Origin of the sequence: Pseudoduganella violacea (assembly GCF_014191875.1) — a bacterium.
Classification (GTDB): Bacteria; Pseudomonadota; Gammaproteobacteria; order Burkholderiales; family Burkholderiaceae_D; genus Rugamonas; species Rugamonas violacea_A.
Window position 1 is genome coordinate 223347 of the sequence record NZ_JACHXD010000003.1, and the last position, 26993, is coordinate 250339.

Annotated in this window: 29 protein-coding genes; 13 read left to right on the forward strand and 16 right to left on the reverse strand. The window is 62.7% G+C overall.

Going from position 1 to position 26993, the window contains the following annotated elements:
- Window positions 1-89: 89 nt before the first annotated feature.
- The 7 genes from FHS03_RS06770 to FHS03_RS06795 all read left to right on the forward strand — a co-directional run bounded on the left by FHS03_RS06770 (window position 90) and on the right by FHS03_RS06795 (window position 8859).
- Entirely contained in the window at window positions 90-539 is a 450-nt protein-coding gene (locus FHS03_RS06770) for a winged helix-turn-helix transcriptional regulator (RefSeq protein ID WP_183440259.1), read from the forward strand.
- 102 nt (window positions 540-641) lie between these two features.
- Window positions 642-2837, forward strand: a complete 2196-nt coding sequence (locus FHS03_RS06775; protein ID WP_183440260.1) for an ATP-binding protein — start codon at window positions 642-644, stop codon at window positions 2835-2837.
- Window positions 2834-4021, forward strand: coding sequence for a GGDEF domain-containing protein (locus tag FHS03_RS06780; RefSeq protein WP_183440261.1), 1188 nt, complete (start codon window positions 2834-2836; stop codon window positions 4019-4021). The genes FHS03_RS06775 and FHS03_RS06780 overlap by 4 nt, the downstream gene beginning before the upstream one ends.
- 14 nt (window positions 4022-4035) lie before the next feature.
- Window positions 4036-4254 carry a hypothetical protein gene (locus tag FHS03_RS06785; RefSeq protein WP_371871613.1) on the forward strand — a complete coding sequence of 73 codons (219 nt, stop codon included), beginning with the start codon at window positions 4036-4038 and terminating at the stop codon, window positions 4252-4254.
- A 49-nt stretch (window positions 4255-4303) separates the two neighbouring features.
- A complete protein-coding gene (locus tag FHS03_RS06790; protein ID WP_183440262.1) occupies window positions 4304-4852 on the forward strand; it encodes a phasin family protein in 549 nt (182 codons plus the stop codon).
- 117 nt (window positions 4853-4969) lie between these two features.
- Complete coding sequence (locus FHS03_RS27915; protein WP_221208064.1) at window positions 4970-6613, forward strand: VRR-NUC domain-containing protein; 1644 nt, start codon at window positions 4970-4972, stop codon at window positions 6611-6613.
- Window positions 6601-8859, forward strand: a complete 2259-nt coding sequence (locus FHS03_RS06795; protein WP_221208065.1) for an ATP-dependent DNA helicase — start codon at window positions 6601-6603, stop codon at window positions 8857-8859. Before FHS03_RS27915 ends, FHS03_RS06795 begins: the two co-directional genes overlap by 13 nt.
- On the opposite strand, the gene FHS03_RS06800 is transcribed toward FHS03_RS06795, so the two are convergent.
- Complete coding sequence (locus tag FHS03_RS06800) at window positions 8833-9345, reverse strand: GNAT family N-acetyltransferase (RefSeq protein WP_183440264.1); 513 nt, start codon at window positions 9343-9345, stop codon at window positions 8833-8835. The genes FHS03_RS06795 and FHS03_RS06800 overlap by 27 nt on opposite strands.
- Before the next feature lie 55 nt (window positions 9346-9400).
- Here FHS03_RS06800 and FHS03_RS06805 point away from each other — a divergent pair, with 55 nt between their 5' ends.
- Window positions 9401-10186: a substrate-binding periplasmic protein gene (locus tag FHS03_RS06805; protein WP_183440265.1), complete on the forward strand. Its 786-nt coding sequence runs from the start codon at window positions 9401-9403 to the stop codon at window positions 10184-10186.
- On the opposite strand, the gene gstA is transcribed toward FHS03_RS06805, so the two are convergent.
- Entirely contained in the window at window positions 10180-10800 is a 621-nt protein-coding gene (gene gstA / locus FHS03_RS06810; protein ID WP_183440266.1) for a glutathione transferase GstA, read from the reverse strand. The genes FHS03_RS06805 and gstA overlap by 7 nt on opposite strands.
- A 106-nt stretch (window positions 10801-10906) precedes the next feature.
- Here gstA and FHS03_RS06815 point away from each other — a divergent pair, with 106 nt between their 5' ends.
- Window positions 10907-11230: a winged helix-turn-helix transcriptional regulator gene (locus tag FHS03_RS06815; protein WP_176348452.1), complete on the forward strand. Its 324-nt coding sequence runs from the start codon at window positions 10907-10909 to the stop codon at window positions 11228-11230.
- Here FHS03_RS06815 and FHS03_RS06820 read toward each other — a convergent pair.
- The 7 genes from FHS03_RS06820 to FHS03_RS06850 all read right to left on the reverse strand — a co-directional run bounded on the left by FHS03_RS06820 (window position 11227) and on the right by FHS03_RS06850 (window position 16704).
- The gene (locus tag FHS03_RS06820) at window positions 11227-12282 is read right to left on the reverse strand and encodes a sensor domain-containing diguanylate cyclase (RefSeq protein WP_183440267.1); all 1056 of its coding nucleotides are present in this window, start codon (window positions 12280-12282) and stop codon (window positions 11227-11229) included. The genes FHS03_RS06815 and FHS03_RS06820 overlap by 4 nt on opposite strands.
- 63 nt (window positions 12283-12345) lie before the next feature.
- Window positions 12346-13083, reverse strand: coding sequence for a LytR/AlgR family response regulator transcription factor (locus FHS03_RS06825; RefSeq protein ID WP_183440268.1), 738 nt, complete (start codon window positions 13081-13083; stop codon window positions 12346-12348).
- A gap of 3 nt (window positions 13084-13086) precedes the next feature.
- Window positions 13087-14124: a sensor histidine kinase gene (locus FHS03_RS06830; RefSeq protein WP_307729529.1), complete on the reverse strand. Its 1038-nt coding sequence runs from the start codon at window positions 14122-14124 to the stop codon at window positions 13087-13089.
- Window positions 14125-14153: 29 nt separating this feature from the next.
- The gene (locus FHS03_RS06835) at window positions 14154-14864 is read right to left on the reverse strand and encodes a LiaI-LiaF-like domain-containing protein (RefSeq protein ID WP_183440270.1); all 711 of its coding nucleotides are present in this window, start codon (window positions 14862-14864) and stop codon (window positions 14154-14156) included.
- A 1-nt stretch (window position 14865) separates the two neighbouring features.
- Window positions 14866-15225, reverse strand: coding sequence for a LiaF transmembrane domain-containing protein (locus FHS03_RS06840; protein WP_183440271.1), 360 nt, complete (start codon window positions 15223-15225; stop codon window positions 14866-14868).
- 191 nt (window positions 15226-15416) lie between these two features.
- The gene (locus FHS03_RS06845) at window positions 15417-15575 is read right to left on the reverse strand and encodes a hypothetical protein (RefSeq protein WP_183440272.1); all 159 of its coding nucleotides are present in this window, start codon (window positions 15573-15575) and stop codon (window positions 15417-15419) included.
- Window positions 15576-15822: 247 nt separating this feature from the next.
- Window positions 15823-16704 carry a LysR family transcriptional regulator gene (locus FHS03_RS06850; protein WP_183440273.1) on the reverse strand — a complete coding sequence of 294 codons (882 nt, stop codon included), beginning with the start codon at window positions 16702-16704 and terminating at the stop codon, window positions 15823-15825.
- Window positions 16705-16994: 290 nt separating this feature from the next.
- Here FHS03_RS06850 and FHS03_RS06855 point away from each other — a divergent pair, with 290 nt between their 5' ends.
- Together FHS03_RS06855 and FHS03_RS06860 are read left to right on the forward strand one after the other, a co-directional pair.
- On the forward strand, window positions 16995-17546 hold the full coding sequence (locus FHS03_RS06855) for an FxDxF family PEP-CTERM protein (RefSeq protein WP_183440274.1): 552 nt from the start codon (window positions 16995-16997) through the stop codon (window positions 17544-17546).
- A 244-nt stretch (window positions 17547-17790) separates the two neighbouring features.
- Window positions 17791-18870 (forward strand): type II asparaginase, encoded by a 1080-nt coding sequence (locus FHS03_RS06860; protein WP_183440275.1) that lies wholly within the window; start codon window positions 17791-17793, stop codon window positions 18868-18870.
- Between the two features lie 73 nt (window positions 18871-18943).
- Here the strand turns inward: FHS03_RS06860 and FHS03_RS06865 are convergent, their stop codons facing one another.
- The gene (locus FHS03_RS06865; protein ID WP_183440276.1) at window positions 18944-19189 is read right to left on the reverse strand and encodes a hypothetical protein; all 246 of its coding nucleotides are present in this window, start codon (window positions 19187-19189) and stop codon (window positions 18944-18946) included.
- A gap of 143 nt (window positions 19190-19332) precedes the next feature.
- A complete protein-coding gene (locus FHS03_RS06870; RefSeq protein ID WP_183440277.1) occupies window positions 19333-20256 on the reverse strand; it encodes a LysR family transcriptional regulator ArgP in 924 nt (307 codons plus the stop codon).
- Between the two features lie 111 nt (window positions 20257-20367).
- On the opposite strand from FHS03_RS06870, the gene FHS03_RS06875 reads away from it, so the two are divergent.
- Both FHS03_RS06875 and FHS03_RS06880 read left to right on the forward strand, forming a co-directional pair.
- Window positions 20368-20982, forward strand: a complete 615-nt coding sequence (locus tag FHS03_RS06875; RefSeq protein WP_183440278.1) for a LysE/ArgO family amino acid transporter — start codon at window positions 20368-20370, stop codon at window positions 20980-20982.
- A 118-nt stretch (window positions 20983-21100) separates the two neighbouring features.
- Window positions 21101-22183 (forward strand): acyltransferase family protein, encoded by a 1083-nt coding sequence (locus tag FHS03_RS06880; RefSeq protein WP_183440279.1) that lies wholly within the window; start codon window positions 21101-21103, stop codon window positions 22181-22183.
- A gap of 15 nt (window positions 22184-22198) precedes the next feature.
- Here the strand turns inward: FHS03_RS06880 and FHS03_RS06885 are convergent, their stop codons facing one another.
- From FHS03_RS06885 to FHS03_RS06905, 5 genes are read right to left on the reverse strand one after another with little or no spacing between them, the layout of a single operon-like run.
- Window positions 22199-23983 carry an ABC transporter ATP-binding protein gene (locus FHS03_RS06885; protein ID WP_183440280.1) on the reverse strand — a complete coding sequence of 595 codons (1785 nt, stop codon included), beginning with the start codon at window positions 23981-23983 and terminating at the stop codon, window positions 22199-22201.
- The gene (locus tag FHS03_RS06890; protein ID WP_183440281.1) at window positions 23980-24558 is read right to left on the reverse strand and encodes a thioredoxin domain-containing protein; all 579 of its coding nucleotides are present in this window, start codon (window positions 24556-24558) and stop codon (window positions 23980-23982) included. The genes FHS03_RS06885 and FHS03_RS06890 overlap by 4 nt, the downstream gene beginning before the upstream one ends.
- Window positions 24558-25088 (reverse strand): MauE/DoxX family redox-associated membrane protein, encoded by a 531-nt coding sequence (locus tag FHS03_RS06895; RefSeq protein ID WP_183440282.1) that lies wholly within the window; start codon window positions 25086-25088, stop codon window positions 24558-24560. Before FHS03_RS06895 ends, FHS03_RS06890 begins: the two co-directional genes overlap by 1 nt.
- The gene (locus FHS03_RS06900) at window positions 25088-25972 is read right to left on the reverse strand and encodes an SDH family Clp fold serine proteinase (RefSeq protein ID WP_183440283.1); all 885 of its coding nucleotides are present in this window, start codon (window positions 25970-25972) and stop codon (window positions 25088-25090) included. The genes FHS03_RS06895 and FHS03_RS06900 overlap by 1 nt, the downstream gene beginning before the upstream one ends.
- Window positions 25960-26967, reverse strand: coding sequence for an ATP-grasp domain-containing protein (locus FHS03_RS06905; protein ID WP_183440284.1), 1008 nt, complete (start codon window positions 26965-26967; stop codon window positions 25960-25962). The genes FHS03_RS06900 and FHS03_RS06905 overlap by 13 nt, the downstream gene beginning before the upstream one ends.
- Window positions 26968-26993: the final 26 nt, after the last annotated feature.

Consider the following 26993-nt stretch of genomic DNA (forward strand, 5'->3'; position numbering starts at 1 on the left):
TCAAAGAATGCGGTGAGGCATCACCGCGATGAACGTATAATAGCGACGGCACTAACGAATTGTAAGTACGCACTTTTTGGTAAGCACCCATGAAAACCAGCAAATCCCTGCGCGCCGCCCTGGCGGCGCAAACCGAGGCGCGGCGCGGCAAGCTGCTGGCCGCCGACTGTCCTTCGCGCGCCGTACTGAGCCACGTAACCAGCCGCTGGGGCGTGCTGGTGCTGGTGGTGCTGCTGGGCGGCACGCACCGCTTCAGCCAGTTGCGCCGCGAAGTCGGCGGCGTCAGCGAGAAGATGCTGGCCCAGACCCTGGACGGCCTGGTCGGCGACGGCTTTGTCGCGCGCCATGCGCTGCCGGTGATTCCGCCCCATGTCGAATACAGCCTGACGCCGATGGGCGAGGAAGTGGCGGCGCGCCTGGAAGTGCTGGTCGACTGGATCGAGGATAATTTCCCGCGCATCACCGCCGCTCGCGCCGAACTGGAGGCGCAGGCAGAGGCGGCTGGCAAGGCCGAAGCGAGGGTGCGCAAGGCGGCCTGAAGCAAAAAAGCCGCGCCCGCGCCGCCCGCGCTGGAAATGTTTTGTTGCCGCATCAGATGTTGTACTACACTGGCTCACACCCGGCGCCCTTGGGAAGGACTCATGAACCAGTCACATCCACCAGTGAAGCGGCAAACCATCCTGATCGTCAGTGGTTCGGAGAACGGACTGGTGGCGCTGGAACTGGCTTTGGCCGAACACGGGCTGGGCCTGGCCTATGTCAACCGCGGCGATGCCGCGCTATCGCTGGCCGAGGAGGGCCATGTGGCCCTGGTGCTGCTCGATGCGGCCCTGGCCGGCAGCGCCAGCCTGGAATTGTGCGAACGCCTGGCGCGGCGCAATGGCTTGCCGGTACTGATCATGTCCTCGGCACCCAGCGAGGAGGAGCGCGAACGGGCGCGCCAGGCCGGCGCCTCCGGCTATGTGCGCCTGCCCTTTGCCACCGCCGACGCCGTCAACAATATCCTGGTCGAACTGGGCGCGCGCGGCCTCTGGTCCGATGGCGCGCCGGCCAGCCTCGATCCGGCCAATCTGGAAATCAATTACCACACCCTGCTGGCCGGTTCGCCCGACAGCATCCTGCTGCTCAATGTGGCCGACCGCAAGCCGATCGACGCCAACGCCCAGGCCGAAACCCTGTTCGGGCGCAGCGTTGCCGAACTGCGCTACAAGGAGCTGGCCCAGCTCTGCCCGCCCCTGCAGCAGGATGGCCGCCTCTCGGCCGACGTGGTGGACGACCTGATCGAACGCGTGCTGGGCGGCGAGATCCGCGTCTTTCCGCTCTCCTTCCAGCACGCCAACGGCCGCCTGATCGATTGCGAAATCCGCCTGGTGCCGCTGGAAAAGGACAAGCACCACCTGCTGCACCTGCGCCTGCTCGACGTCACCGGCCAGCGCCTGGCCGAAGCCCTGCGCGCGGGCCAGAACAAGCTGCTGGAAATGATCGCGCGCGGCGCGCCGCTGCACGCCACGCTGGACCGCCTGGTGAAGCTGGTGGAAACCCAGTCGCCCGAGCTGCTGTGCTCGGTGCTACTGCTGGACGAGGATGGCCAGCGCATGCGCAGCGGCTCCGCGCCCAGCCTGCCCGGCGCCTATATGGCTGCGATCGACGGCATGGAGATCGGCCCCATGGTCGGCTCCTGCGGCACCGCCATGTACCGGCGCGAAGCGGTGATCGTGTCCGACATCATGCACGATCCGCTGTGGGAGCCCTACCGCGGCCTGGCCAGCGCCTATGGCCTGCGCGCCTGCTGGTCCATGCCCATCATGCTGAATGAAGGCACGGTGCTGGGCAGCTTCGCCATGTATTACCGCGAGGTGCGCCACCCCAGCACGGAAGACCAGCGCCTGATCAGCGTGGCCACCCACCTGGCCGGCATTGCCATCGAACGCACGCGGCGCGAAGCCGAGCTGCAGCAGCACCGCAAGCATCTGGAGGAATTGGTGGCCGACCGCACCGCCGCCCTGCGCCGCGCCAAGGAGCAGGCCGAGCAAGCCAGCGGCGAGCTGGCGCGCGCGCTCGAACACCTGAGCCTGACCCAGGAAGAGCTGGTGCGGCGCGACAAGCTGGCCGCCCTGGGCGCCATCGTGGCCGGCGTGGCGCACGAGCTGAATACGCCCATCGGCAACAGCCTGATGGTGGCCACCACCATGAGCGAGCGCACCAGCGGCCTGCGCGCCGATGTCAACGCCGGCCTGCGCCGCTCGGCGCTGGAACAGTATCTGCTGCAGGCCGGCGAAGCCAATGAGCTGCTGGTGCGCAATCTGACGCGCACGGCCAAGCTGGTGGCCAGCTTCAAGCAGATCGCGGTCGATACCGCCAGCTCGCAGCGGCGCCGCTTCACCCTGGACAAATTCGTGGCCGAACTGGTGCTGCCGCTGGCGGCCACGCTCAAGCATCCCGGCCTGCGCGTGGTGCAGGAGGTCGCGCCGCACCTGGAAATGGACAGCTATCCCGGCCCGCTCGGCCAGGCGCTCTCCAGCCTGTTCGAGAACAGTGTGCTGCACGGCTTCGGCGGGCGTCCGGGCGGCACCATCACCATCGCCGGCCACGCCGTGGGCCAGGACGAGGTCGAGCTGAGCCTGGCCGACGACGGCGCCGGCATCGCGCCCGAGCATCAGGACCGCGTCTTCGATCCCTTCTTCACCACCAAACTGGGCGCGGGCGGTTCCGGCCTCGGCCTGCACATCACGCACAATATCGTCACCGGCGTGCTGGGCGGACGCATCGAACTGCATAGCGCGCCGGGCGCCGGCACCCGCTTCACCCTGCACCTGCCCCTGGTGGCGCCGCGATGAAACAGGCGCTCTGGCCACCCGCCGAAAACGCCGCGGACGCCACGCTGAACCATCTATCGAGCGAATTCCGCGATCCGGCCATGGAGCAGGCTTTCCTGCGCCACCACCTGCGCCTGAGCCAGCGCCAGCTGCGCATGACCTTCTGCTTCTGCGCCTTTTTCTATCTGGCTTTCGTGCTGTCGGATGTGGCCTGGCTCGGCTACAGCGGCCTGACCCTGATGCTGTTCTGCGCCCGCATCGGCGTCGTCACCTGCGCCCTGTTCGGCCTGCTCGCCATCCGCCTGCGGCCCAATTCCGTGGCGCTGACGCGCGCCGTCGCCACCCTGGTCGAGCTGGCCGGCACCGCCGTCTTCCTGCTGATCGTCGCCTTCCGGCCCTCGGAATTCGCGGGCCACGCCATTTCCATGACCATCGTCATCATGGTGCTGTATGTGTATGTGCCGAACCGCCTGCTGCACGCGGCCGCCATCGCCCTGCCCGCCACCCTGGTCTTCGTGCTGATGGCGCGCCACCGGCAAGACATCGAGGCGCTCGGTCTGGTCACCATGGGCCTGCTCCTGCTGCTGGCCAATCTGCTCGGCTATGTGACGGCACGGCGCTACCAGCTGCTGTGGCGCGAAGAATTCCGCACCCAGACCGAACTCAAGATCCAGTCCCTGCGCGATCCCCTGACCGGCTGCTTCAACCGGCGCCACCTGCACGAGCAGCTGATGGAAAACGAAATCATGCGCGCCCAGCGCTACCGCCTAAGCCTGGCCGTCATCATGTGCGACCTTGACCATTTCAAGCGGGTCAACGACGAATACGGCCACGCGGCGGGCGACGCCGTGCTGCAAGCGTTTTCGCGCCTGCTGCTGGCCATGACGCGCGAGAATGTCGACAGCGTGGTGCGCTACGGCGGCGAGGAATTCCTGCTGATCCTGCCCGAGACGGGGCTGGAAGGCGCCACCCTGCTGGCCGAGCGCCTGCGCCGCCGCTTCGAGGAAAGCACGGTGCGCTTCGAAGGCCATAATCTGCAGGCCACCGCCAGCTTCGGCGTGGTGACGGCCGACTTTGCCGACGGCGCCCAGGCGCTGCGGCCGGAAGAGAGCAGCCAGTACAGCCTGATCGCCAAGGCCGACGAATTGCTGTACGCTGCGAAGAATGGCGGCCGCAACCAAGTGCGGGCGCAAGCCCTGTCCTGAATCCGAATTGCCAAATGATTATGCTGAACAAGACTTCCCGCTTTCTGCTGCTGGCCGTGGCCGGCCTCACCCTGAGCACCAGCCTGAGCGCCGGGCCGGCCCCCTGGTATATCTGGCGCAGCAAGATCGACGGCGCCCGCGTCTGCCACCAAACCCCGCTCGGACCGGGCTGGGAACAGGAAAGCGGGCCGTACAAAGATAGTCATTGCGAAAAGTTAGTGCGTGCTCAATAATGGGCCAACAACAAGAAGCAAACGCCTTTTCACTCACCGAGGAGTTCGTATGTTTCAAAATCCCGAGCAATTCGCCTCCGCCACCAAGACACTGTTCGAGTTTCAGCTCGATACCTTCAATAGCTTGACCAGCAAGGCCGTGCAGGCGCTGGAACAGGTGTCGGCCCTGAATCTGGCCACCGCCAGGTCGAATGTGGAAAACACCCTGGCCACCGGCCGCGAACTGAGCGAAGCCAAAGACCCGAAAGCCGTGCTGGCCGTGGCGGCCTCCAAAGTCCAGCCGGGCGTGGCCGACGCCGCCGCCTATAACCAGCAGCTGAGCCAGATCATCGCCGAAATCCAGTCCGAGTTTGCGCGCGCCGCCGAAGCCCATATGGCCGAAGCCAAGTCGAGCTTGAGCGCCCTGATCTACGACGTCACCAAGAATGTGCGTCCGGGCTCGGAAAACGCGGTGCAGATCGTCAAGCAAGCCATCGACAATGCCTTCAAGGGTTATGAGCAGGTGACCACGGCCACGCGTGAAGCCGTCAGCACCTTCGAGGAACAGCTGGCGCGCGCCTCCGCCAGCGTGGCCGAGCATTCCCAGACCCGCCACTGATCCCGCCTCAAGAGCCCTCTTAGCCCCCCCCGTCCCGCGCCTGCACAAATGCTGTGCAAGTGCGGGCGGACGCGATATACTGTATAAATACACAGTTAGGCAAGCGCGTCCGTACACATGATCCGAGTTCTGGAAAACGAATTTTATTACCTGGATAACTTCCACCAGGTGCTGCAGTGGATCGCCGAACGCTATAGCGACTTGCTGACCGACGAGGAAAGCGCCTTCCTGTCCCGTTTCCCCACCCTGCCCCAAGCCTCGCGCGCCCTGTTCGTGCGCATGGTCATGCGCAAGGGCGAACTGTTCCGCGCCTCCAAACTGGTCTATGGCGAAATCGGCTGCGCGCTGGAAGCCTGCCGCCCGCTGTGCGAGCTGGGCTGGGTCGAAGCCGATCCCGAACTTTCGCTCGACGAGCTGTTCGAGCTGCTGCAAAAGCCCGAGATCGGCAGGATTTTCCAGCTCGCGCCGCACGAGCGCCAGGCGCGCAAGGCCGAGCAGCTGGAAGCTTTGCGCGAGCGGCATGCGGGCCGCCACCGCTTCTCGGCCTGGTATGGCCATGCCGGCGACCAGGTCTACCGCATCGTCGCCCAGCCCCTGTGCGACCGTCTGCGCCTTATCTTCTTCGGCAACTTCCACCAGGGCTGGTCGGAGTTCGTGCTGTCCGACCTGGGCGTCTACCGTTACGAGAAGGTGGAGTTCGCGCCGGCCGCGCGCGGCTTCCGCAGCCGGCGCGACATCGACGCCTACCTGGCCCTGCACCAGTGCCGCGAGCGTTTCCTGGACGGTGAGCCGCCGCTGGAAGTGCTGGCCAGCCTGGCGCCGCTGGAATCGGACAATGAATGGCTGCACAGCCGCCGCCACAAGCTGCTGTTCCAGATGGGCCAGCAGCTGGAAAAACTGCGCGACTGGCCCGGCGCGCTGAGCCTCTACCGCGCCACGCCGTATCCCGGCGCCCGCGCCCGCGCCATCCGCGTGCTGGAAAAGGACGGCCAGTTCGGCGCCGCCTACGCCCTTCTGCAGCAGGCCGAGTCCGTGCCGGAAAGCGAGGCGGAACGCCAGTCGCTGCTGCGCATGGGTCCGCGCCTGCGGCGCCAGCTCGGGCATGCGCGCGGCGCCGCGCACAAGCCGGCGCCGCCATTGCGCCTGGATCTGAGCCTGCCCCCGCCACAGGAAGACGGCTGGCATGTGGAAGGCGTGGTGCGCGACCATCTGTGGCGCGCGGAGGCCCCGGTCTACTATGTGGAAAACACCCTGATCAACTCCCTGTTCGGCCTGCTGTTCTGGGACGCCATCTTCTGCGCCGTGCCGGGCGCCTTCTTCCATCCCTTCCATCGCGGCCCGGCCGACCTGCACAGCGCCGACTTCCAGCAACGCCGCGCCGCCCAGTTCGCGGCCTGCTTCGCGCGCCTGGACGACGGCAGCTACCGCGAGGCGATCCGCGCCCGCCTGGCCGAAAAACAGGGCATCCAGTCGCCTTTCGTCTACTGGGAAATCCTCGACGAGGCATTGCTGGAACTGGCCCTGCGCTGCATCCCGGCGGCCCATCTGCGCAAATGCTTCGAGCGCATGCTGCTCGACATCAAGGCCAACCGCAGCGGCTTCCCCGACCTGATCCAGTTCTGGCCCGGGGAGCGGCGCTACAACATGATCGAAGTGAAGGGGCCGGGCGACCGCCTGCAGGACAACCAGCTGCGCTGGATAGCTTACTGCACCCAGCACCAGATGCCGATCTCGGTCTGCTACCTGCAATGGACGGCATAAGCTATACCGCCGCCGTGCGCGCGCTGTGCGAGTTCACGGCCAAGGTAGGCGACCTTGATCTGCGCTTCACGCCCGCGCCCACGGCCCAGGAAGGCATCGCCGGCCATGCCGTCGTCAGCGGGCGGCGCGACGACGATTACGAGCGCGAAGTGAGCCTGTCCGGCGAATTCGGCGCGCTGCGCGTGCGCGGCCGCGCCGACGGCTACGATCCACGCCAGAACCAGCTGGAGGAAATCAAGACCTATCGCGGCGACCTGGCGAAGATGCCGGCCAACCACCGCGCCCTGCACTGGGCCCAGCTCAAAATCTATGGTCATCTGCTATGCCAGGCGCGTGGCCTGGACACGCTGCGCCTGGCCCTGGTGTATTTCGATATCGGCAGCCAGAAGGAAACCCTGCTGCGGGAAGAGATGGACGCCACCGCCCTGCGCGTCTTCTGGGAAGAGCAATGCGGCCGCTTCCTGGCCTGGGCCGAACAGGAAATGGCGCACCGCGCCCTGCGCGACGAGCAGTTGAAGGCGATGCGCTTCCCGCATGGCGAATTCCGTCCCGGCCAGCGCCAGCTGGCTGAAGCCATGTACCGCAGCAGCGCGCGCGGCTGCGCCCTGCTGGCGCAGGCGCCGACCGGCATCGGCAAATCGGTCGGCAGCCTGTTCCCGCTGCTCAAAGCCAGCGCCGAACATGGCTTGGACAAGGTCTTCTTCCTCGCCGCCAAAACCTCGGGCCGACGCATGGCGCTGGACGCCGCCGCCAGCATCACGCGCGGCGCGCCGCTGCTGCCGCTGCGCACCCTGGAGCTGGCAGCCCGGAACACGGCCTGCGAGCATCCGGACAAGGCCTGCCATGGCGAATCCTGCCCGCTGGCGGCCGGCTTTTACGACCGCCTGCCCGCCGCGCGCGCCGCCGCCGCGCGCACAACCATGCTGGAACGCGCCACCGTGCGCGAGATCGCCTTGGCCCACGGCGTCTGTCCCTACTATCTGCAAATGGAGCTGGTGCGCTGGGCCGACGTGGTGGTGGGCGACTACAACTACTATTTCGACATCAGCGCCATGCTGTACAGCCTGACGCAGTTGAACGGCTGGAAGGTGGCCGTGCTGGCCGACGAGGCCCACAATATGGTGTCGCGCGCGCGCAAGATGTATTCGGCGGAACTGGATCACACCAGCCTGCGCCTGCTGCGCAAGAGCGCGCCCGAGGCCTTGAAGAAGCCGCTGGACAAGGTGCACCGCCAATGGCTCGCGCTGGAAAAGGAACAGGATGGCGCCTACCAGGGCTACCCCACCCTGCCCGAGAAATTCATGGGCGCGCTGCAAGCGGCCAGCAACGCCATCGGCGACTATATGGCTGAGCATCCGGCCTGGTTCGACGCCGAGGTACTGGAGTTCTACTTCCTGGCCCTGCATTTCGCGCGCCTGGCGGAAAGCTTCGGCGAGCACTCGCTATTCGATATCAGCAAGGGCGAAGGCGGCCGCGCCGGATCGCTGCTGTGCATCCGCAATATCGTGCCGGCGCCCTTCCTCAAGGCGCGCTTTGAAGCGGCCCACGCCTGCGCCCTGTTCTCGGCCACGCTCAGTCCCTGGAATTATTTCAGCGACACTCTGGGCATGCCCGATAACACCGCCTGGATCGACGTCGAATCGCCGTTTGCCGCCGAGCAGTTGGCGGTGCGCGTGGCCAGCCATATCTCGACGCGCTACCAGCACCGCGAACGCTCGCTGGCGCCCATCGCCCGCCTGATGGGCGAGCAGTACGCCAGCCAGCCGGGCAATTACCTGGCCTTCTTCAGCAGCTTCGATTATATGGACAAGGCGGCCGACCTCTTTTGCGCCGAATATCCGCAGGTGCCGGTGTGGCGCCAGCCGCGCCGCATGGACGAGACGGAGCGCGAAGCCTTCCTGGCCCGCTTCCGCGAGGATGGCCGCGGCATCGGCTTCGCCGTGCTGGGCGGCTCCTTCGGCGAAGGCATCGACCTGCCCGGCGCGCGCCTGATCGGCGCCTTCATCGCCACGCTCGGCCTGCCGCAGATCAATCCCGTCAACGAGCAGATACGCCAGCGCATGGACGCCATCTTCGGCGCCGGCTACGACTACACCTATCTGTATCCGGGCCTGCAGAAAGTGGTGCAGGCGGCCGGCCGCGTGATCCGCACCACCAGCGACCGCGGCACGGTGCACCTGATCGACGACCGCTTCGCGCGGCCCGAAGTGCGCCAGTTGCTACCGGCCTGGTGGCAGGTCGCTTAGGCGGCACACCATCTCGACCTGCCCATAAAACACGCCATCGACGCAAGTCGCTTCGGGCAGCACGCCGTAACGCTGGAAGCCCAGCGATTCGTACAGGGCGATAGCCTGGGTATTGGTTTCCGTCACGTCCAAGGTCAGCAAGCGCAGGTCCGGCAGGCTGCGCGCATGGTCCACAACGGTTTGCGCCAGCCTGCGCGCCAGGCCGCGCCCGCGCTGCTCCGGCCTCACATACACGCCGATCAGGGCGGCGCGATGGCTCTCTTTCTGGCGCGGCTCGCGCAGCAGGGCCGCCGTGCCGAGCAAGGCGCCATCGGCAAACGCGCCAAAGATGGCGGCGGCGGACAGGAAGGCTTCGGTGGAAGCCTGCGGACGCTCCTGCTCCTCTTCAAGGCTGGAGCCGAAAGCCGCCGGCGACTCGCGCAAGGCGTAGACCCGCAAGTCCTGGAAGGCTGCGGCATCGGGGAGAGAAAGTCGTTTTATATCCATAGCAGCATGCTACACTGAATCTCGCGCCCCGGCTCGGGGCCAGACGAGGTGTCCGATGAAACGACTTATGCCGCCGCATCCAGGCCCGCTATCGTTTTCCGTCCTGCTCGCGGCCACCCTCCTGTGCGGCGGCGTCCATGCCGCCGAAGGCAAGACTTTCACCGTCGGCGTAGAAGACTATAAACATTTCCTGCCCTATTCCGAAGTGCGCAACGATCAGTATGGCGGCCTGGGGCGCGATATTCTCGACGCCTTCGCCCGCCACAAGGGCTATGCCTTCGTCTATAAAATCTATCCGCTCAAGCGGCGCGACCGGCTCTTTGTCGACGGCCTGGTGGACCTGGCTTTTCCCGACAATCCCAACTGGGTCGCAGATCTGAAGAAGGACGTGAATATCAGCTACGCGCCCATGCTCGAATTTACCGACGGCGTGCTGGTGCGGCCCGAGAACCTGGGCAAGGGCGTGGGCCGCCTGAAAACCCTGGGCATTCCGCTTGGCTTCACGCCCTACCCTTACCAGCAGCTGATGTCCAGCGGCGCCCTGCGCATCGAGGAAACCGGCGACTACGACAGCCTGTACGACAAGCTGCTGGCCAAGCGCGTCGATGGCGCGTATATGAACACCCGCATCGCCCGCCATTACTGGACCCGCATCCGCAAGGCCGGCCAGCCGCCCCTGGTCTACGATCCGGACCTGCCGCATGCCTCCGGCCAGTGGTACCTGTCCTCGCATAAATACCCGCAGGTGATCGAGGAATTCCGCAAATTCATGCTGAGCAATAAGGCGGAAATCGATGAGCTGAAGAAGAAGTACGAGTTCCAGGCGGCGACCGATCAGTAAGCGGGGGCCGGCATGGCGCGTTCCGCCGCCAATGCCGCCTGCACCGCGGGGCGCGCCGTCATGCGCTGCATGAAGGCCGCCAGCGCCGGCCAGTTTTCCAGGTCGATGTCGAAGAAGCGGGTCCACAGCAGCACCGCGTACAGATAGGCGTCGGCCACACCGAAGCGCGGGCCGCACAGATACTCGTGCCGTTCCAGGGCTTGCACCAGATGGCCGAAGCGTTTGAACAGCTTTTGCTTGAACATCTCCTTCACCTCCGGCGGCATGGCGGCATTGAATTGCAGGGCCAGGCCGGCATGGATTTCGCTGGTGATGAAGTTCAGCCACTCCTGCAGGCGCACGCGCTCCCAACTGCCATTCTGCGGCGCCAGGCCGGTTTCCGGCTTAAGGTCGGCCAGATATTGCAGGATGGCCGGCCCCTCGGTCAGCACCTCGCCGTTCTCCAACTGGAGCGCGGCGACATAGCCTTTGGGATTGATCGCCAGGAAGTCGGAACCGTCGGCCAGCTTTTTGCTCTGGTTGTTGACGCGTACCAGCTCGAACGGCAAACCGAGCTCGCGCAGCACGATATGCGGCGACAGGGAACAGGTGTCGGGGGCGAAATACAGCTTCATGCGAACTCCTTTGATGGAAAGAAGCGCAGTATCTTCGCCCCGGTTACTCTTGTAAAGAAGGCAGAATAATGTTATCTAGGTTCAAAAACTATACCTGGATCGAAGAATGAAAGAGAATATTTCCGGTTGTTCGGTGGAAGAAGCCATGCGTCTGATCGGCGGCCGCTGGCGCATGCTGCTGGTGTCTTTTCTGCTGGAGGGGCCGCGCCGCTTCAACCAGCTACGGCGCGACGTGCCGAATATTTCGCAGCGCATGCTGACCCTGGAATTGCGCGCGCTGGAAGAGGCGGGGCTGGTGCTGCGCACCGTCTATCCCGAAGTGCCGGTGCGCGTGGAATACAGCCTGACGCCGGACGGCCGCAGGCTGGAAAAAATCGTCGAGGTGCTGAAGGAATTCGGACTCTGGCTGAAGGCGCGGCCGGCGGCTTAGGACTGCGCGCGCAACGCATCCGGCCGCAGGCTCAGATCGCGGCGCTCCGGCTCGGGACAGGCGGCCAGCGCCGCCTGCGCGCTGCCCATGAACTCCATCAGGTTCGCCCCATCTTCCGGATACAGCGCATGGCCGAAATTCAGACTCAGGTCGAAGCTCAGCTTCTGCTGCAGCAGCAAGGGCCGCGAAGCGATCATCTGGCCGATGCGCGTGACCTGGCTTTGCACCACGCTGCGGCGGCCGGCCACGCTGAAGATCACGGCGAACTCGTTCAGCCCGATGCGCCCGATCACGTCGCTGGGCCGGCATTCAGCGCTCAGGCGGCGCACGATTTCCGCCAGCATCTGCGGGAACTCGTTGCCCAGCCGATCGCGCGTACTGCGGTCCAGGCCATCGATGCGCATCAACATGACGCCCACATGGCCGCCCTTCTTCTCCGCCTCGTCCAGGCGGGCGCGCAGTTGCTCATAAAGGAAGGACCGGGTGGCCGCGCCGCTGGCCGCGTCGCGCGTGAGCTGGCGCCGCAACTGCTCTTCCCCCTGCAGGGCGGCGTGGTGCATCAGCGCCGCGATCATATCGGCCAGGGTGCGGGCGATGGCAGCTTCATTCTGGTCGAAGGGACGCGGCGCGCTCCACAGCAGCTTGAGCACACCCGCCGCCTGCTCGCCGAACAGCAGCGGCACAATGACCATGGAACGCAGTCCGACGCGGCGGCAGGCCGCCACGTTGACGCGCGGGTCTTCTTCGGAATCGAGGCAGATGGCGGTGCTCTTGCTGGTCAGGCACAGGCCGGACAGGCTGCCTTTGACCGCCATGCGCAGGCCCAGTTGCGGCTCGGCCAGGCCATAGGCCGCGCGGTAGACGATTTCCTCGCCCTCCAGCAGCTCGATCACAGCGCCCTCGGCACCGGTAAGGCGGGCCGCCTCGGCCGACGCCGTATCCATCACAGCAGCGAAATCGGGGCCGATGCGCGCCAGGTCCCGCTGTGCGTCGATCAGCGCCAGCAAGGTGGCAGGCGAAAGGCTGTTGCGCTCAAACTCAGGGGTGGCCACGGCAGATCCTTTGATCGGAGTGGAGGCCAGTCCAGTGTACCAGAGGCCCGGCCTTTGCAATAGCTAGCGCATGATGCTGCGTATTTTCTGGTAGCCGCTGCGACTGATGGGCAGCTTGCGGCCATCCTTCAATACAGCCACATGGCTATCCTTGCTGGCCTGTTCGATACGGCTCACGCATTCGATATTCAATAAATAGGAACGGTGGATGCGTAGGAATTTATCGGCTTCGAGCTGGGTTTCCAGTTCCGACAGGCGCTGGTTCTTGAGGAAGGATTTGCCTTCCGTGTGGATCTGCACATAGTCGTCCTGGGCTTCGATGAAATCCACCTTCTCGCTCGGGATCACATGCACGCGCGCGCCGTCGCGGATCAGGATGCGCCCCAGCGGCCTTGTATGGCTGGCGGCCATTTCGCGCACCACCTCCTCCACCGCCTGCGTCTGCGGCGCGCCAAGACTGGCGCGCGCATTGGCCAGCGCCTGGTGGAAGCGCTGCTGGCTGAAAGGCTTGAGCAGATAATCGATGGCGCGCACCTCGAAAGCTTTGATCGCATACTGGTCGAAGGCGGTAGCAAAAATGAAGCGGGTCTTGCCGTTGACCAGTTCGGCCACTTCAAAGCCATCCAGCTTGGGCATCTGGATATCGAGCAGGACCAAGTCCGGTTCCAGCTCTGTGATCGCCTTCACCGCCTCGAAACCGTTGCCGCATTCGGCCACGATCTCCACGTCCCCATGTTCGGCCAGGTATTCGCGCACCACGCCGCGCGCCAGAATTTCGTCGTCCACAATGATGATGCGCATCGCTTATTCCCCGCCCGTTTCCACCGGCATGATGATCTCCACATTGAAATGCTTCTCGCGTCCGCCCCACTCCACCCGCGCCTCCTGCTGGTAGGTGGCGGCCAGGCGCTGGCGCACATTATTCAGGCCTATGCCCTTGCCGCGGCCAGGCGCCTGGTATTCGTCCATGTCGTTGACGACCGTGATGCGCAGGCGCGAACCATCGCGCCAGGCGGCAATGGTGACGCAGCCGCCTTCCGGCAACTGGCTGATGCCATGCTTGACGGCGTTTTCCACCAGGGGCTGGATGATCATCGGCGGCACCAGGCAATCCAGCGCCTCCTTGTCCAGCGCTTCTTCAACCACCAGGCGCTCGCCGAAGCGCACCTGCTCGATGGAGAGGAAATGGCGGATCAAGGCCATCTCCTCCCGCAGACTGACCTTGCGGTGCGCCTCCATGCCCAGGCTCTGGCGGAAGAAGCTGGCCAGCTGCAAGGTCATGGCGCGCGCGCCCTTGGGGTCCTGCGAAGTTAGCGCGCTGATCGAATTCAGGCTGTTGAACAGGAAGTGCGGGTCGATCTGGGTACGCAACATGCGCAGCTCCGCTTCCTGCGCCAGCAGCTTCGATTCCAGCTCGCGCTTTTCCGCATGGCGGGCGCGCACAAATTCCATGGCCAGATAATTCACCGCCGCCAACAGGCCATACAGCAAGGTGCCGAAAACGAATAGCAACGCGGTCAGGCCAGGAGAAAGCGTCACGCCGGCCCAGCCCGCGCCGGGCAGTTGGCACAGCTCATTCCACATTTCCGCCAAGGCCGTCCACAGCAAGCCCGCCAGCACCGAGGCCGTGCTCAGGCCAAATACGACGGAGAGCAGCTTGCGCTCCCCCAGCGGATTGGCGCGGCATAGATAGTAGGACGAGAAGCCGGCGCTGATGGCGTACACCAGGGTGGACGGCAAGGCAAACAGCAGCGCGTTGACGGCCTTGGCCTGGGTATACACCATGGTGAAACCCGCCAGCGCCACGCCCAGGATGATCCAGACCAGCAGGTATAGCGCCATGCCCCGCCGGCCAGCGAATGGCCCCTGCATCAGTTACGGATTTCCAGCCCGCCCATGATGGCATAGCCGCGCACGATCAGGCGCTTATTGCTGCCCTGGCCGCCGTTGGTACGCTCTTCGAAGCCGCCAAGAATGGGCGTGCCTTCCAGTACCACGGTCCAATCGGTGGGCACTTCGATGGTGATGCCGCCGAACATGCTGAAGACGTTCAGCACGGCCTCGCCTTGAATCGAAGCGTCGCGCAGATCCAGTTCGCAGCCGGCCATCAAGGCGGTTACCTCGCCGCCCCGGAAATCCTGGCTCGAAATACGGCGCTTGTAGCCACCCAGGATGGCCATGATATTCAGCGACTCTTCGCCGTTGCCGTCTTTCAGTCCATATGCCGGCGAACCATCGGCCGCGCGCGAACGCCGGACCGAACGGAATACCACCATCATGCCCGCGCCGATCAGCAGCAGCGGCGCCAGCATGCGCCAGCTCAGGTAAATCAGGCCCAAACCTTTCAGCAGCAGCAGGCCACCCGCTGCTATCAGCAGCACACCGACCAGCGATCCCGAACCGGCGCGCGATTGGGAAATCTTCAGTGCCCCGGCCACGATCAGGATTACCGGCCAGAAGTGGATGCTGGCATTAATATCCATCCAGCCCAGATTATCGAGCAGGAACAGGAAACCGATGACGATGACCGCGACACCGAGCAGGATCTGGCTCGCCGGAGCGTTATGACGGTTGCGGTGCATCTTATTCTCCTTTTTTGGACTCAATGTATTTACCCAGTATCGGCTGCAGGGCCAGAGAAACGCCGCCCATGATAACCATAAACGGCCAGCTGTTGGAGAAGCTCATGCCCCACAGATGTTCGAAGCAGGCGAAGATCCAGAAGGCGAACAGGATTTCGCACACGCCGTCGATGAACATGCGCGCCGTGGTCGGCGGCACCAGCTGGCTGAAGCCGAAGGCGGCGATCACCAGCGGCCAGTAATGCCAGAACTGCGTCACCTTTTTGAAATCGCCATCCTCCAGCCAAAACAGCACGCCGGCGCCGATGATCAAGAGTCCCCAGACCAGCTGCTTGCGGGCGACGCGTATCGAACTGTTCATCTCTGCCTCCTTATGTTTGGAATGATGCAAAGATAGCCATGCAACGCCGGCGGCGAAACAGCTTTTCGGTGAATGGCGGCTGGGACTCGGTGAATGGCGCGTTTTTCAGCGAATGGCGGAAAAGCGGGGATCAACAAAGAAAAGCCCACCGCTTGGGTGGGCTGGCCGCCGGGATGGGACGGGAATGGATTTCAGCTGCGGTTGCTGTCGATGCAGGGTTCGAACATCATCAGCCCCCAGCCTAGTTGGCGCCGGATTTCTTCCGGCGAGGGTGGCGGCGCAACTTCCTGGGTGCGGCGCTCAAGGTATTCGCGTACCACTTCCTTGGATGGATGATTTGCCTGTGTCATGATGACCTCCGCAATGGTGTCGGATCACGCCCTGCGGCTATGCGGGGCGGACCACCGGATCTGGTGCCGGTGCTTCAGGCGACCGGCTTGCCTTGCTTGAGGAGGAGGCGCCACTTTCTGCGTTTTGCTTCTTGCGGCGCTGTCTCTCAATCGCATGGCTTCATCTTAGGGCCGCAGGCCATTCAGCCACTGTTCGACAACACACAAATCCCCCCTCGCTTGCGCTCGCGTTAATGTCGGATTCGGACTACAGCTTTTGCTGCAGGAATTCAAGGAAGCAGCTGATACGCTGCGCCAGTTGGGTATTGCGGTAATAGACCGCGTTGATCTGCTGGCGGAAGCCGGTGCCGTGCTCGCGCAGGATCGGCACCAGGCGGCCGGCCTCGATATCGGCGCGCGTCATGAAATCGGCCAGGCTGACGACGCCCTGTCCCTCCAGCGCCAGCCGGCGCAGCGTCTCGCCGCTGGAGGCGGCCAGCGACGGCGTGATCGGCAGGCTATTGCCTTCGCGCGAACGCAGCGGCCACTGGTTGCCGGCCTCGTAGTGCACAAAGCCAAGCAGGGAATGGCCTTCCAGGTCCTCCGGCGTTTGCGGCGTGCCGCGCCGGCGCAGATAGTCGGGACTGGCCAGGATGTGCAGCGGGCTGGAACTGAGGGCGCGCGCATGCAGGGTCGAGTCGCCCAGCGCGCCGATGCGGATGGCGATGTCGGTGCGGTGCTCGATCAGGTCGGTGATCTGGTCGCGCGTGGTCAGTTCCAGCCGGATTTCCGGATAAAGCCGGCGGAACTCGTCCACATGCGGCACCACGCAATGCAGCATGAAGGACGACGGCGAGTCCACGCACAGCCGCCCGGCCGGCTGCTGGTGGCGGATGCGGATGCATTCTTCGACCTCTTCCATGGAGGCCAGGATCAGGCGTGCCTTGTCTAGCAGCAACTTCCCCTCTTCCGTCAACTCCATGCGGCGCGTGGTGCGCGTGAGCAGCGAAGTTTGCAGCTTTTCCTCCAACCGGCTCAGGGCGCGGCTGACGCCGGAGGTGGTCTGGCCCAGGTGGGCCGAGGCCGCGCTCAGCGTACCGCTATCGATCACGGCCACGAAGATTTTAAGGTCGTCGGAATTGATGTCCATTCTTGATTGTGTGTCAAATTTCCCAGAAGATATGACGGATTTTATCAACAAACTGCAAAAAATCTCCTTGATCTTCTATCGTCCGTATACGCCGCCCCGGCGTTTTGGCGCGGCCCGACAGGCACGCTTCAGTAATGGATTATCTTTTTGATACCGAGGCTTATATTGACAACGTTAGCGGCCGGGTAAAGTTATATTTTCAACAGGCCATTGGGGTATGACTTGCACTCCCCTGGCTGCTAGCAAGGGCTTCTGTTTCGAACAGCACAACACGAATAAGGGGTATTCAAATGAAGAAAGCTTTATTCAGCAAGCTTGCTGCCTCACTACTCTTGACCGCCGGCCTGTTCGCCGCCAGCGCCCCGGCCAGCGCCGATACCACCAGCCTGATCTTTGACGAATATAAAAACGCCGGCTTCTCCATCACCCATATTCCGGGTGCCAGCTTTGTTGACGATTTCCTGTTTTCGGTCGAAGACATTCCCCACTATCCCAGCGGGACCGTGGTTGTCGGAAAAACGTGGGTCGACGGCGCCCGACTGGCCAATTACGGCATCGACTCCATCGAATTCTTCCATGTGGACACGGGTGGCGGCTATACCATGCTGCCGACGACCATTACTTCCGGCCTGCTTGAGTTCTACCACGAGGGGGCGCTCGGCGTCGGCAGCTACGGCTTCCGGGTCACTGGCCACACCCTATTGCCGGGTATGGGCGGCGCCTACGCCGGCACGCTAAATCTGGCGCCCGTGCCGGAACCGGCCGCCTATCTGATGCTGCTGATCGGCGTAGGCTTGCTGGCCTTTACGTCCAAGGCGAAGGAGAACGATAAGCTCGGTTGAAAGCGGCGCCAGCCTCTTTGCAAAACCCGCCAACGGCGGGTTTTGTTTTATGTACACCCGTGCACAAATATTCCCCAGGGCAAAACTTTATTCGGATATTGCAAAATTAACAGTGGCTTGGTTCAAAATTTTTCACTCGAAACCGATAAAACTGTCGCATCCGCCAACATGCGCCCTTACGGTTGCGGAAAGTTTTTGTTACTATCAGTCTCCTATAAAAATCCTGAACTTAAATGGAGAACACATGCTGCGCAAAAAGTTCACGCACTACTTCATCGCCTTGTTTGGCGCCCTCTTCCTGCTTTCGGCACAAGCTGAACAGGCTGCGGTCAAGCTGGGCAATGTCACCATCCTGGCCACCGGCGGCACCATCGCCGGCAGTGGCGCCACCAGCACCACGACCGTAGGGTATACCGCCGCCACCGTCGGCGTGCAGCAGCTGATCGCCGCTGTGCCTGAGCTGGCCAAAGTCGCCAACGTCAAGGGCGAACAAGTCTTCCAGATCGCCAGCGAAAGCATGACCAATGAGCACTGGCTGACCCTGGGCAAGCGCGTGAATGCGCTGCTGGCGCAGAACGACGTGGACGGCATCGTGATCACCCACGGCACCGACACCATGGAAGAAACCGCTTACTTCCTGAACCTGGTAGTCAAGAGCAAGAAGCCCGTGGTACTGGTTGGCGCCATGCGCCCTTCCACCGCCCTGTCGGCGGACGGCCCGATCAATCTGTACAACGCCGTTCTGCTGGCCGCCAGCCAGGAAGCGGTGGGCAAAGGCGTGATGGTCGCGATGGCCGACCAGATTCATAGCGCGCGCGATGTGAGCAAAACCAATACCTCGACTCCGGACGCCTTCAAAACCTCCGAGCTGGGCATGATCGGCTACATCCAAGGCAACAAGCCATTCTTCTACCGCGTTTCGACCCGCAAGCACACCACCGAGACCGAGTTCGATATCGCCAATCTGCAATCGCTGCCGCAGGTGGATATCGTGTACGGCTACGCCAATATGAACACCGTGGCGCTGGACGCCTTCGTCGCCAATGGTGCCAAAGGCATTATCCACGCCGGCACCGGCGATGGCAGCGTAGCGGCCAAAGTAAAACCCGGTCTGGTCGCGGCACGCAAAAAAGGCACGCTGATCGTGCGTGCGAGCCGCGTCGGCCAAGGCATCCTGGCGCGTAATGGCGAAGCCAATGACGATGAATTGGACTTCGTGGTATCCGATACGCTGAATGCACAGAAAGCACGCATTCTGCTGATGCTGGCACTGACCAAAACCAATGACAGCAAAGCCATTCAGCGCATGTTCTATACCTATTAAGAACTGCCCAGGCTGAAATACAAAAAGGCTTTCCGTATATTCGGAAAGCCTTTTTCTTTTATCGGGAGAGGATTCAGAACAGATGGCCTATCTTGGCAATCAGCGCCAGCATCGCCAATAAAGATGTGATTTGAATACTGCCGAGCCAGAATATCTGTCTACGCAATTCGCGAAAACCTTCATCCATGCGACGCTCCAATACATCAATGCGACGCCCAAGAGTCTCCAAGGCCGTACTCAACATCTCCACAGCAGTACCTAAAGCTTCCACCCGTGCCTCAAGCCGCCCAATACGCACATCAAATTCCTGATCGCTCATAGCGCCTCCGCTCACTGTAGTTTAGCACCGAGCCAGCATGCCAGCGCGCGGGCATCACGTTTTACGCGACATCAAAAATCAAGGCTTTGTTACGCCTGCGCCCTGCCTTCACTCTACGTAGTTCACGCCAGGTACTGGCGTGATTACGCCAGCTCTTGATCTGCACCATCGGCGCCATCCTGGCTCAGCACGCGGCGGGCGGCGGCGATGGCTTCGGCGCTCAGCTTTTCCAGCCGCGGCGATTGCACCCGCCACGAATGCCAGTACAGATGAACGTCGAGATAACGGCCAGGCGCCAGATCGGTCAATTTGCCCGTTTCCAGATCGCTGCCGTATTGCTGGGACGGCAGCATGCCGCTGCCTAATCCCAGGCGCACGGCATTTAAAAACGCTTCGGCCGCTGGAATATACAGGCTCGGATAACTGCCAGGCGGCAAGCCTAAAACCTGCTGGATGAAATTCGCCTGCAGCATATCCTTGCGGTCGAATACCACGACCGGCGCCTTGCGTGCCGCTTCCCGTTCAAAACCGGCGCTGAAATAGCGCTCGCGATAATCAGGCGTTCCTAATAGGCTGTAGCGCATAAAACCCAAAGGCTCGACCACGCAACCACGCATCGGCAAAGGCTGGCTGGAAATACAGGCGATCGCCTGCCCCAATTCCAGCAGCGAATAAGTATGGTCCTGGTCATCCAGCGTGATATCCAATAAAAGACGCTCGCGGATTAAAAACGGGGCTAATTCCGGCAATAGCCAGGTCGCCAGCGTGTCGTTATTCACGGCCAGCGCCACGCTTAATGGACGGCCGCCATCTTCTTCCAACTCGGCGAAAAACTCCTGTTCCAGCAAACGGCTGCGGCGCAGATATTGCAGCAGCCGCTGCCCTGGCCCGGTGGCGCGGCAGGGACGGCTGCGCACCACCAGCGGCGCGCCGATGGCGGCCTCCATGGCGCTGACGCGCTGGGAGACGGCCGAGGGGGTCAGGTGCAGGCTGGCGGCGGCCTGTTCAAAGCTGCCGCTGTCGAGAACGGCAAGCAGGGCCTCGCTTTGGCGGGAATCGAGCAGCATGGATTTCTTTCTTTAGAAATTTTAAGCATTCCTGACGAATATTAATTCAGCTTCATCTATGCGTGCAAGAAAGGGACAATATGCGTTTTGCATCTAAAGAAGGGGCAAATCATGCTATTTGCACAAAGTTATTTGAACGGGCTGGGCCTCGGCGCCAGTCTCATCATGGCCATCGGCGCCCAGAACGCCCATGTGCTGCGCACCGGTATCCAACGCTCGAACGTGGGCGTGACCGTGGCGGCCTGCATCGTCATCGACGCTTTGCTGATCGGTCTTGGCGTGGCGGGCGCGGGGGCCCTGATCCAGGATTCCCCGCTGCTGCTGGGCCTGGCGCGCTGGGGCGGCGCCGCCTTCCTGATCTGGTATGGCTTGCGCAGCTGGAAATCGCTGCTGGGCAGCCACAGCCTGGACCTGGCCAGCCAGAGCGCCACGCCGACCGCGCGCAAGGCCCTGGTCAGCGTGGTCGCCCTGTCCCTGCTCAATCCCCATGTCTATCTGGACACGGTGGTCCTGCTGGGCAGCGTGGGCGGCAGCTATCCGGTCGAGCAGCGGACCAGCTTCTCGGTCGGCGCCATGACCGCTTCGGTCCTGTGGTTCTGCGCCCTCGGCTTCGGCGCCGTGCGCCTCTCCAATGTGCTGCAGCGCCCCATCGTCTGGAAAATCATCGAAGGCTTGACCGGCGCCATCATGCTGGCCCTGGCAGCCAGCCTGATTCTGCGCGGCTAATTAATGCCTTCAACCGGGAAACCAAGCGCAAGAAGCTAATGCACTGGACGGATGAATGTCCCATCCGCCGCATTTAGGATACACTTCGACGCTATTTAATTGATATTTTCTTTATGACATGAAAAAAGACTACACAAATGAAATTGACCTGCTACGTTTCCTCGCAGCCATTGCGGTAGTCTTTTTCCACTGGGGCTTCCTGGGCTATGCGGATGGCACTATCGCTATGTCCTATGATGTCCTCGGAAGAGCAAGCCAGTATGGCTACCTGGGGGTGCAGCTCTTTTTCATCATTAGTGGCTTCGTCATCATCATGAGCGCGGGCAATGCGACGGTGGCCTCGTTTACGATTGCCCGCATCATTCGCCTCTACCCGGCTTACTGGCTATGCTGCACGCTGTCCTTCATCGCCATCCTGAGCTTTGACCAGACCAAATTCAGCGCGAGTCTGTCAACTTATCTATATAACATGACCATGCTGGAGGGCTTTCTATCCAAGCCTTTCATCGATCATTCCTACTGGACACTGACGGTCGAGATCAGGTTCTACTTCCTGGTTGCCCTTGTCATTCTGCTTGGTCAAATTCGCAAGGCCGAGCTGTTTGTGCTCGGCTGGTTGGCCGCCATCATTGCGCTGGAATTTTATCCGGTAGCGTTCCTGGCCAAGCACCTGATGCAGAAGTTCGCACCGTACTTCATTGCCGGCACCCTGTTCTACTTCATCCGGGCCAATGGGCTGTCCGCGCGCCGCATCGCCGCGCTCGTCGTAAGCTGGGCAATGGCAGTGCGCGCCAGCCTTTCTCAAGCGAACGAACTTAGCGCACAGAACTCGATCAGCTATGATCCTGTGATAGTGGGCGTTGTGATAAGTATCTTCTTTGTCGTCATGTTTCTGGTTGCGATCAGGAAGACCGGCCGTCTGGGCAGCATGAAATGGACGCTGCTGGGTTCACTTACCTACCCGCTCTATTTGATTCACCAGACCGTTGGCTTCCTCATTTTCAATGCGCTCTACCCTGCCGTGAACCGGCATCTGCTGTTCTGGGGCACCCTCGCCGGCGCGCTGTGCTTCGCCTATCTCGTGACGACCTATGTTGAGCAACGCTATGCCTCACGCCTGCGCAGTGTGCTGACCATGGCCTGGGTCCCTTTCGATTCGCGCCTCCAGGCTCTTGGTCAAAAACTGCGCAACGTGGCTTGACCGCTCGCTGCATACTCAAGCCGCTTCGGCATGGGCCTCGCTGATGGTTTTGTACTGCGCCAACTGGTTTTCCATCAGATAGTGGTAGAGGCCGGCCGTGTCCTGCATCAATTCGCGGTGGCTGCCTTGCTGCGCGATGCGGCCCTGCTCCAGCACCAGGATGCGGTCGGCCTTCACGATGGTCGAATAGCGGTGGGCGATGATGATGGTGGTGCGGCCCGCCATCAGCTTGTCCAGCGCATTCTGCACCTGCACCTCGCTGGCCGAATCGAGCGCGCTGGTGGCCTCGTCCAGGATCAGGATGCGCGGATTGCGCAGCAGGGCCCGGGCGATCGCCACGCGCTGTTTCTGGCCACCCGAGAGCTGCACGCCGCGCTCGCCGACGATGGTCTCGTATCCCTGCGGGAAAGCCTGGATGAAGTCGTGCGCGTTCGCCAATCTGGCGGCGGCCATGACTTCTTCCAGCGAGGCTTCGCGCTCGGAGACGGCAAAGGCGATATTCTCGTAGATCGATCCCGAAAACAGCGAAGGCTCCTGTTCGACGATGGCGATATTGTCGCGCATGGCGCTGGCATTCGCCGGCGTCAGCACCGTGCCGTCGAAGCCGATGCTGCCCTGCTGGGCCTCGTAAAAACCGAGCAGCATGCTGGCGATGGTGGACTTGCCTGCGCCTGAGGCGCCGACCAGCGCGATCTTCTCGCCCGCCGCGATGGTGAAACTGATGCCGCGCAGGGCCAGCTTGTCCGGCCGCTCCGGATAGGCGAACACCACGTCGCGGAAGGCCACATTGCCTTGCAGCGCCAGCGCCGCCACCGGCGGCGCGATCTCTTCCTGCTCGCCGATCAGCTCAAAAATCCGCTCGGTGGCGCCGATGGTGCGCATCCACTCGCTCCAGAAGTCCGTCACCGCGCTGGCGGCGTCGGTCACCATGGTCGAGTACAGGATGAAGGCGGTCAGCTCGCCGATGGTCAGCGCATCCTCCAGAATCAGTTTTGCGCCGAACCATAAGGTCACCAGCAAACTCATATACACCAGGAAGATGGACCAGCCGCGGAAGGCCGCCATCATGCGCGTGGTGGACAGGGAGACGTTCAGCGCATCCTCGGTGGACTGGCCATAGCGCCGCGCCGCCGTCCGGCCCTGGTTGAAAGCATGCACCAGGCGGATATTGGCCAGATGCTCGTAGGCGGTCTTGCCGCAATCGGCCTGGCTTTGCTGCATATTGCGCGAATGCTTGCGGATACGCTTGCCGCCCCAGTGCGACAGCAGCAGGCTGGCCGGAATGAAGAAGGCCAGCATCAAGGTCAGCGCCGGAGAAATAATCAGCAGCATGGTCACGCCGCCAATCAGGATGCACAGGCAGCGCAGGGAAATCGCCGCGCCCATGGTCAGGGTTTCGTGCAGCACCTCGACATCGGCCGTCAAACGGTTGCTCAACTCGCCCACATTGTGACGGTCGAAGAAACTGATCTTCTTGCCGATCAGCGCTCCGAACAACTGGCGCCGGATGCGCGTGACGATCATATAGCCGGTCGATTCAAACAGATAGTAGCGCAGCGTGGTGGCGATCGCCTGCAGGATGAACACGCCCAGCATCAGCGAGCCAAGCATGATGAACCACGATTCGCTCTTCTTCTCGCTCATGCCGTCGATGAAGTAGGCGATGGCCTTGGGATAGGCCAGCTGCACCATCACCGTCAGGACCATGAACAACAGGCCCAGCGCCAGTCGGCCGGCGAAAGGACGCAGCAGCTGCAGGCGTTCCAGGTGGGGATTGGTTTTGCGCGAGGAGGACGTCATGCCGCCGCCTCCGTTTCCATCTCGGCGTCCCCTTCGGCGTCGTCCAGTTGCCCGCGGAAGCTGAGCCAATTTTCGTCGCCGATCATGCCGCCCGCTTCCAGGCTGCCGCTCTCGTTCAGGAACATATAGTAAGGCGAGGTCATGGTCGGATTCAGCACCTTGAATTCATCGGTTGAGACGCGCATGGTCACGCCAGGCAAGGCGGTGCCGCGCAGGAAGCGGCGTAAGCGCCATTTCGCTTCGCGGCTGACCAGCCACATATCGAGTCCCGCCTCGTCGGCGCGCGCCAGCATGCGGCCGATTTCGGGCAGCTTGGATTTGCATTTGGGGCAGCCGCTGGAAAGGAAAAGCAGCACCGCCGGCCGCGGTCCCGCCGTGAAGACGGCCTTCTTTCCGCCTCTCATCGGCTTGCCCCGCACCTCAGGCACCGGCTCACCCACCGGCAGCGTGAAGTCCTGGCCCTGGGCCGCCATCATATTGCGCACGGAACTGAGCAGGCTGAAGGTGAGTTTCAGGTTCAGCGCCACGCTGAGCGCCAGGATAATCAGCACGGCATACAGCACATTCGCGTCCATCACACATATCCTTTCGACGAATGCACCAGCAGCATGGCCAGATCATGGAATTCGATGGCGATGACCGTCAGGATCAAGGCCAGGGCGGCAGCCGTCAACAGCGCGGGCCAGGCCATGACGGCCGCGCCCGCGAAAGCCAGATAAAAGGCCGCGCTCAAGATCACCAGCACATTGCGCAGCAGGTCGAAACCCGATACCGAACGTTCCGACTCGCCGAAACAGCTGCACTTGACGATGCCCTCTTTCACATACTTGTAGCCGATGAAGGTGGTGAAGCAGGAGAACAGCAGCAGCGCCGCCAGCATGCCCTGGTAGCTGAAGGCGATGCCGGCCACGATCAGCAGGGCCAAACCGGATTCCAGCCCCACCAAGGCGGGCGCCAGCCAGGCGCTAAAGCCACGCCCCAGGCCCAGCGATTCCGTCAGATTGGTCTGGAACTGGGCGAAAGTGCGGTACTTGCCCAGCGCCGCGAAGAACAGCAGAAAGGCCAGGAAATAGCGGAAGACTTCCGCGATGAAGACCGCCGCCATCAGTAGGCCGCCTCGGTCCAGCGCGGGTGGTAGCCGCCTTCGGCGCGTTCGCGCAGCTTGACGCCGTCGCGCGTGGCCATCAGGGCGTCGATCCACGGCTCAGCATCGGAGTGGTTGATGCCGCGGCCCACGGTTTTCTGGATCAGGCGCGACACTTCCCAGGATAGCGCCTCCACTTCCGGTTCGCGCCGGATGTTCAGACCCATGGCGGCCAGTTCGCCGCGCGTGATCGGATAGCCGTGCGAGTGGAAGCCGTACATCAGCTGCTTGAGGATCTTGCGCCGCGCCTCCTCGCCCGCCTGCGGCAGCTGGAACGCCAGCAATTCCTCGCCGATCTGTTCCAGTTCCAGCGTGGTGCGGTAAAAGGCCGTCAGTGTCGGTGGGAAGATGCTGCCGCACAGCAGGGACAGCGCCTGCATGCGCGCCTCTTCCGAACTGACGCCGAACCAGTCTTCGCTCATGGCGCCGAACATCTTGATGTCCATGCTGGAGAACATGCTGGCCGCCTCGTCGTCCGACACGCCGCCATGCAGATGCGGATCGATGGGCGAGAAGATGGCCAGGTCGCCGGCGATGATCTCGTCGGCCGCCAGCGCCAGGATGGTGCTGGACGACTCGCAGTAATACGGCACGATGAAACTCAGGCGGTCGCAGAATTCGCGCAGCAACAAGGCGATGCGGCGCGCCGCCACCACCGCGCCGCCGCGCGACTGGATCAGTACATCGAGCCGCGGCGAGTGGCCCATTTCGCGGCATTGTTCGTACAACGCGGGCAGATGCTCCATGTCCAGGCGCGAAGCGGCAAACACCAGCACCCGGCTCTGGCGGCTTTGCTCCAACTGGCGGATCAGGGCTTGGGCGGGAAACTCTTTCAAATGCGGCATGCGGCCTCCTGGCTGAGACGGTCGGCGACGGCGTCCAGCATCTTGAATTCGGGGATCAGCTGTTCCACGTACAGGAACTGGCCGCTCGGATTGTTTTCGAGGAAGACGTATTCGCCTTCGGGCGTAACGATCAGGTCGAGCGCGCTGTAGTTCAGGCCATAGCTCTGCACGAAGACCAGGCAGCGTTCCTTGACCTCGTCGGGCAGCTCGGTCGCTTCATACAGGATTTCGGCCGACATATCGCGCGAATCGACGGCCGTGCGCGGATCGTCCTGCGAATGCAGCTTGGCGGCGAAGATGCGGCCGGCGATGATGGTCACGCGCAGCTCGTACTGCTTGTGGATGTATTCCTGGAAGTGGCAAGCCACCTCGCTGACGGCATCCAGGCTTTCCATCATCTCGTCGGTGACGATGGTGGTGGCCAGGCCGGTGGCGATACGGTCCTCGTCGGCCACGGCTTCCGCGCCCAGCATCGGCGAGGACAGGCATTTGAACACCAGGTCGCCCTGCACACTCTCCTTGAACGCCCTTACCCGCTCGGGCGAATTGGTGACGATGGAAGCGGGCACGCGGAAGCCCATCGTCATCGCGCGCTGCAACTGCTCGCCCTTCCACATGGCGCCGCGCAGCGCCACCGGGTGGCTCATCCAATAGCAATCGAGGGTGTAGAGAAGGCCGAACAAGGCATGTTCGGTTTCCATTTTGGCGTAGGCGCGCTCCTGTGCCGACAGGTCTTCGCTGGCGAAAGCGAAATCGGCGGGCTTGCGCGTCCACACGGCACCCACCTCGGCCAGATCGATGCTGGCGCCGGTCGGCAGGTGGCGGATTTCACTGCTCATCTTATTGTTGGTGAACAGCTGGCAGATTTGATAGTCGCGGGGGAAGGCATCCAGGTTGATGCGGAAAACGGCGCAGTCGCGGGCCGTCAGCAAGGGCACAACAAGATCAGCATGCAGATCAAAACTATTGGTGACGATCAAAACCTTTTTTGCCATGAATCTCTCTCGTGAAAGAAAGGGCC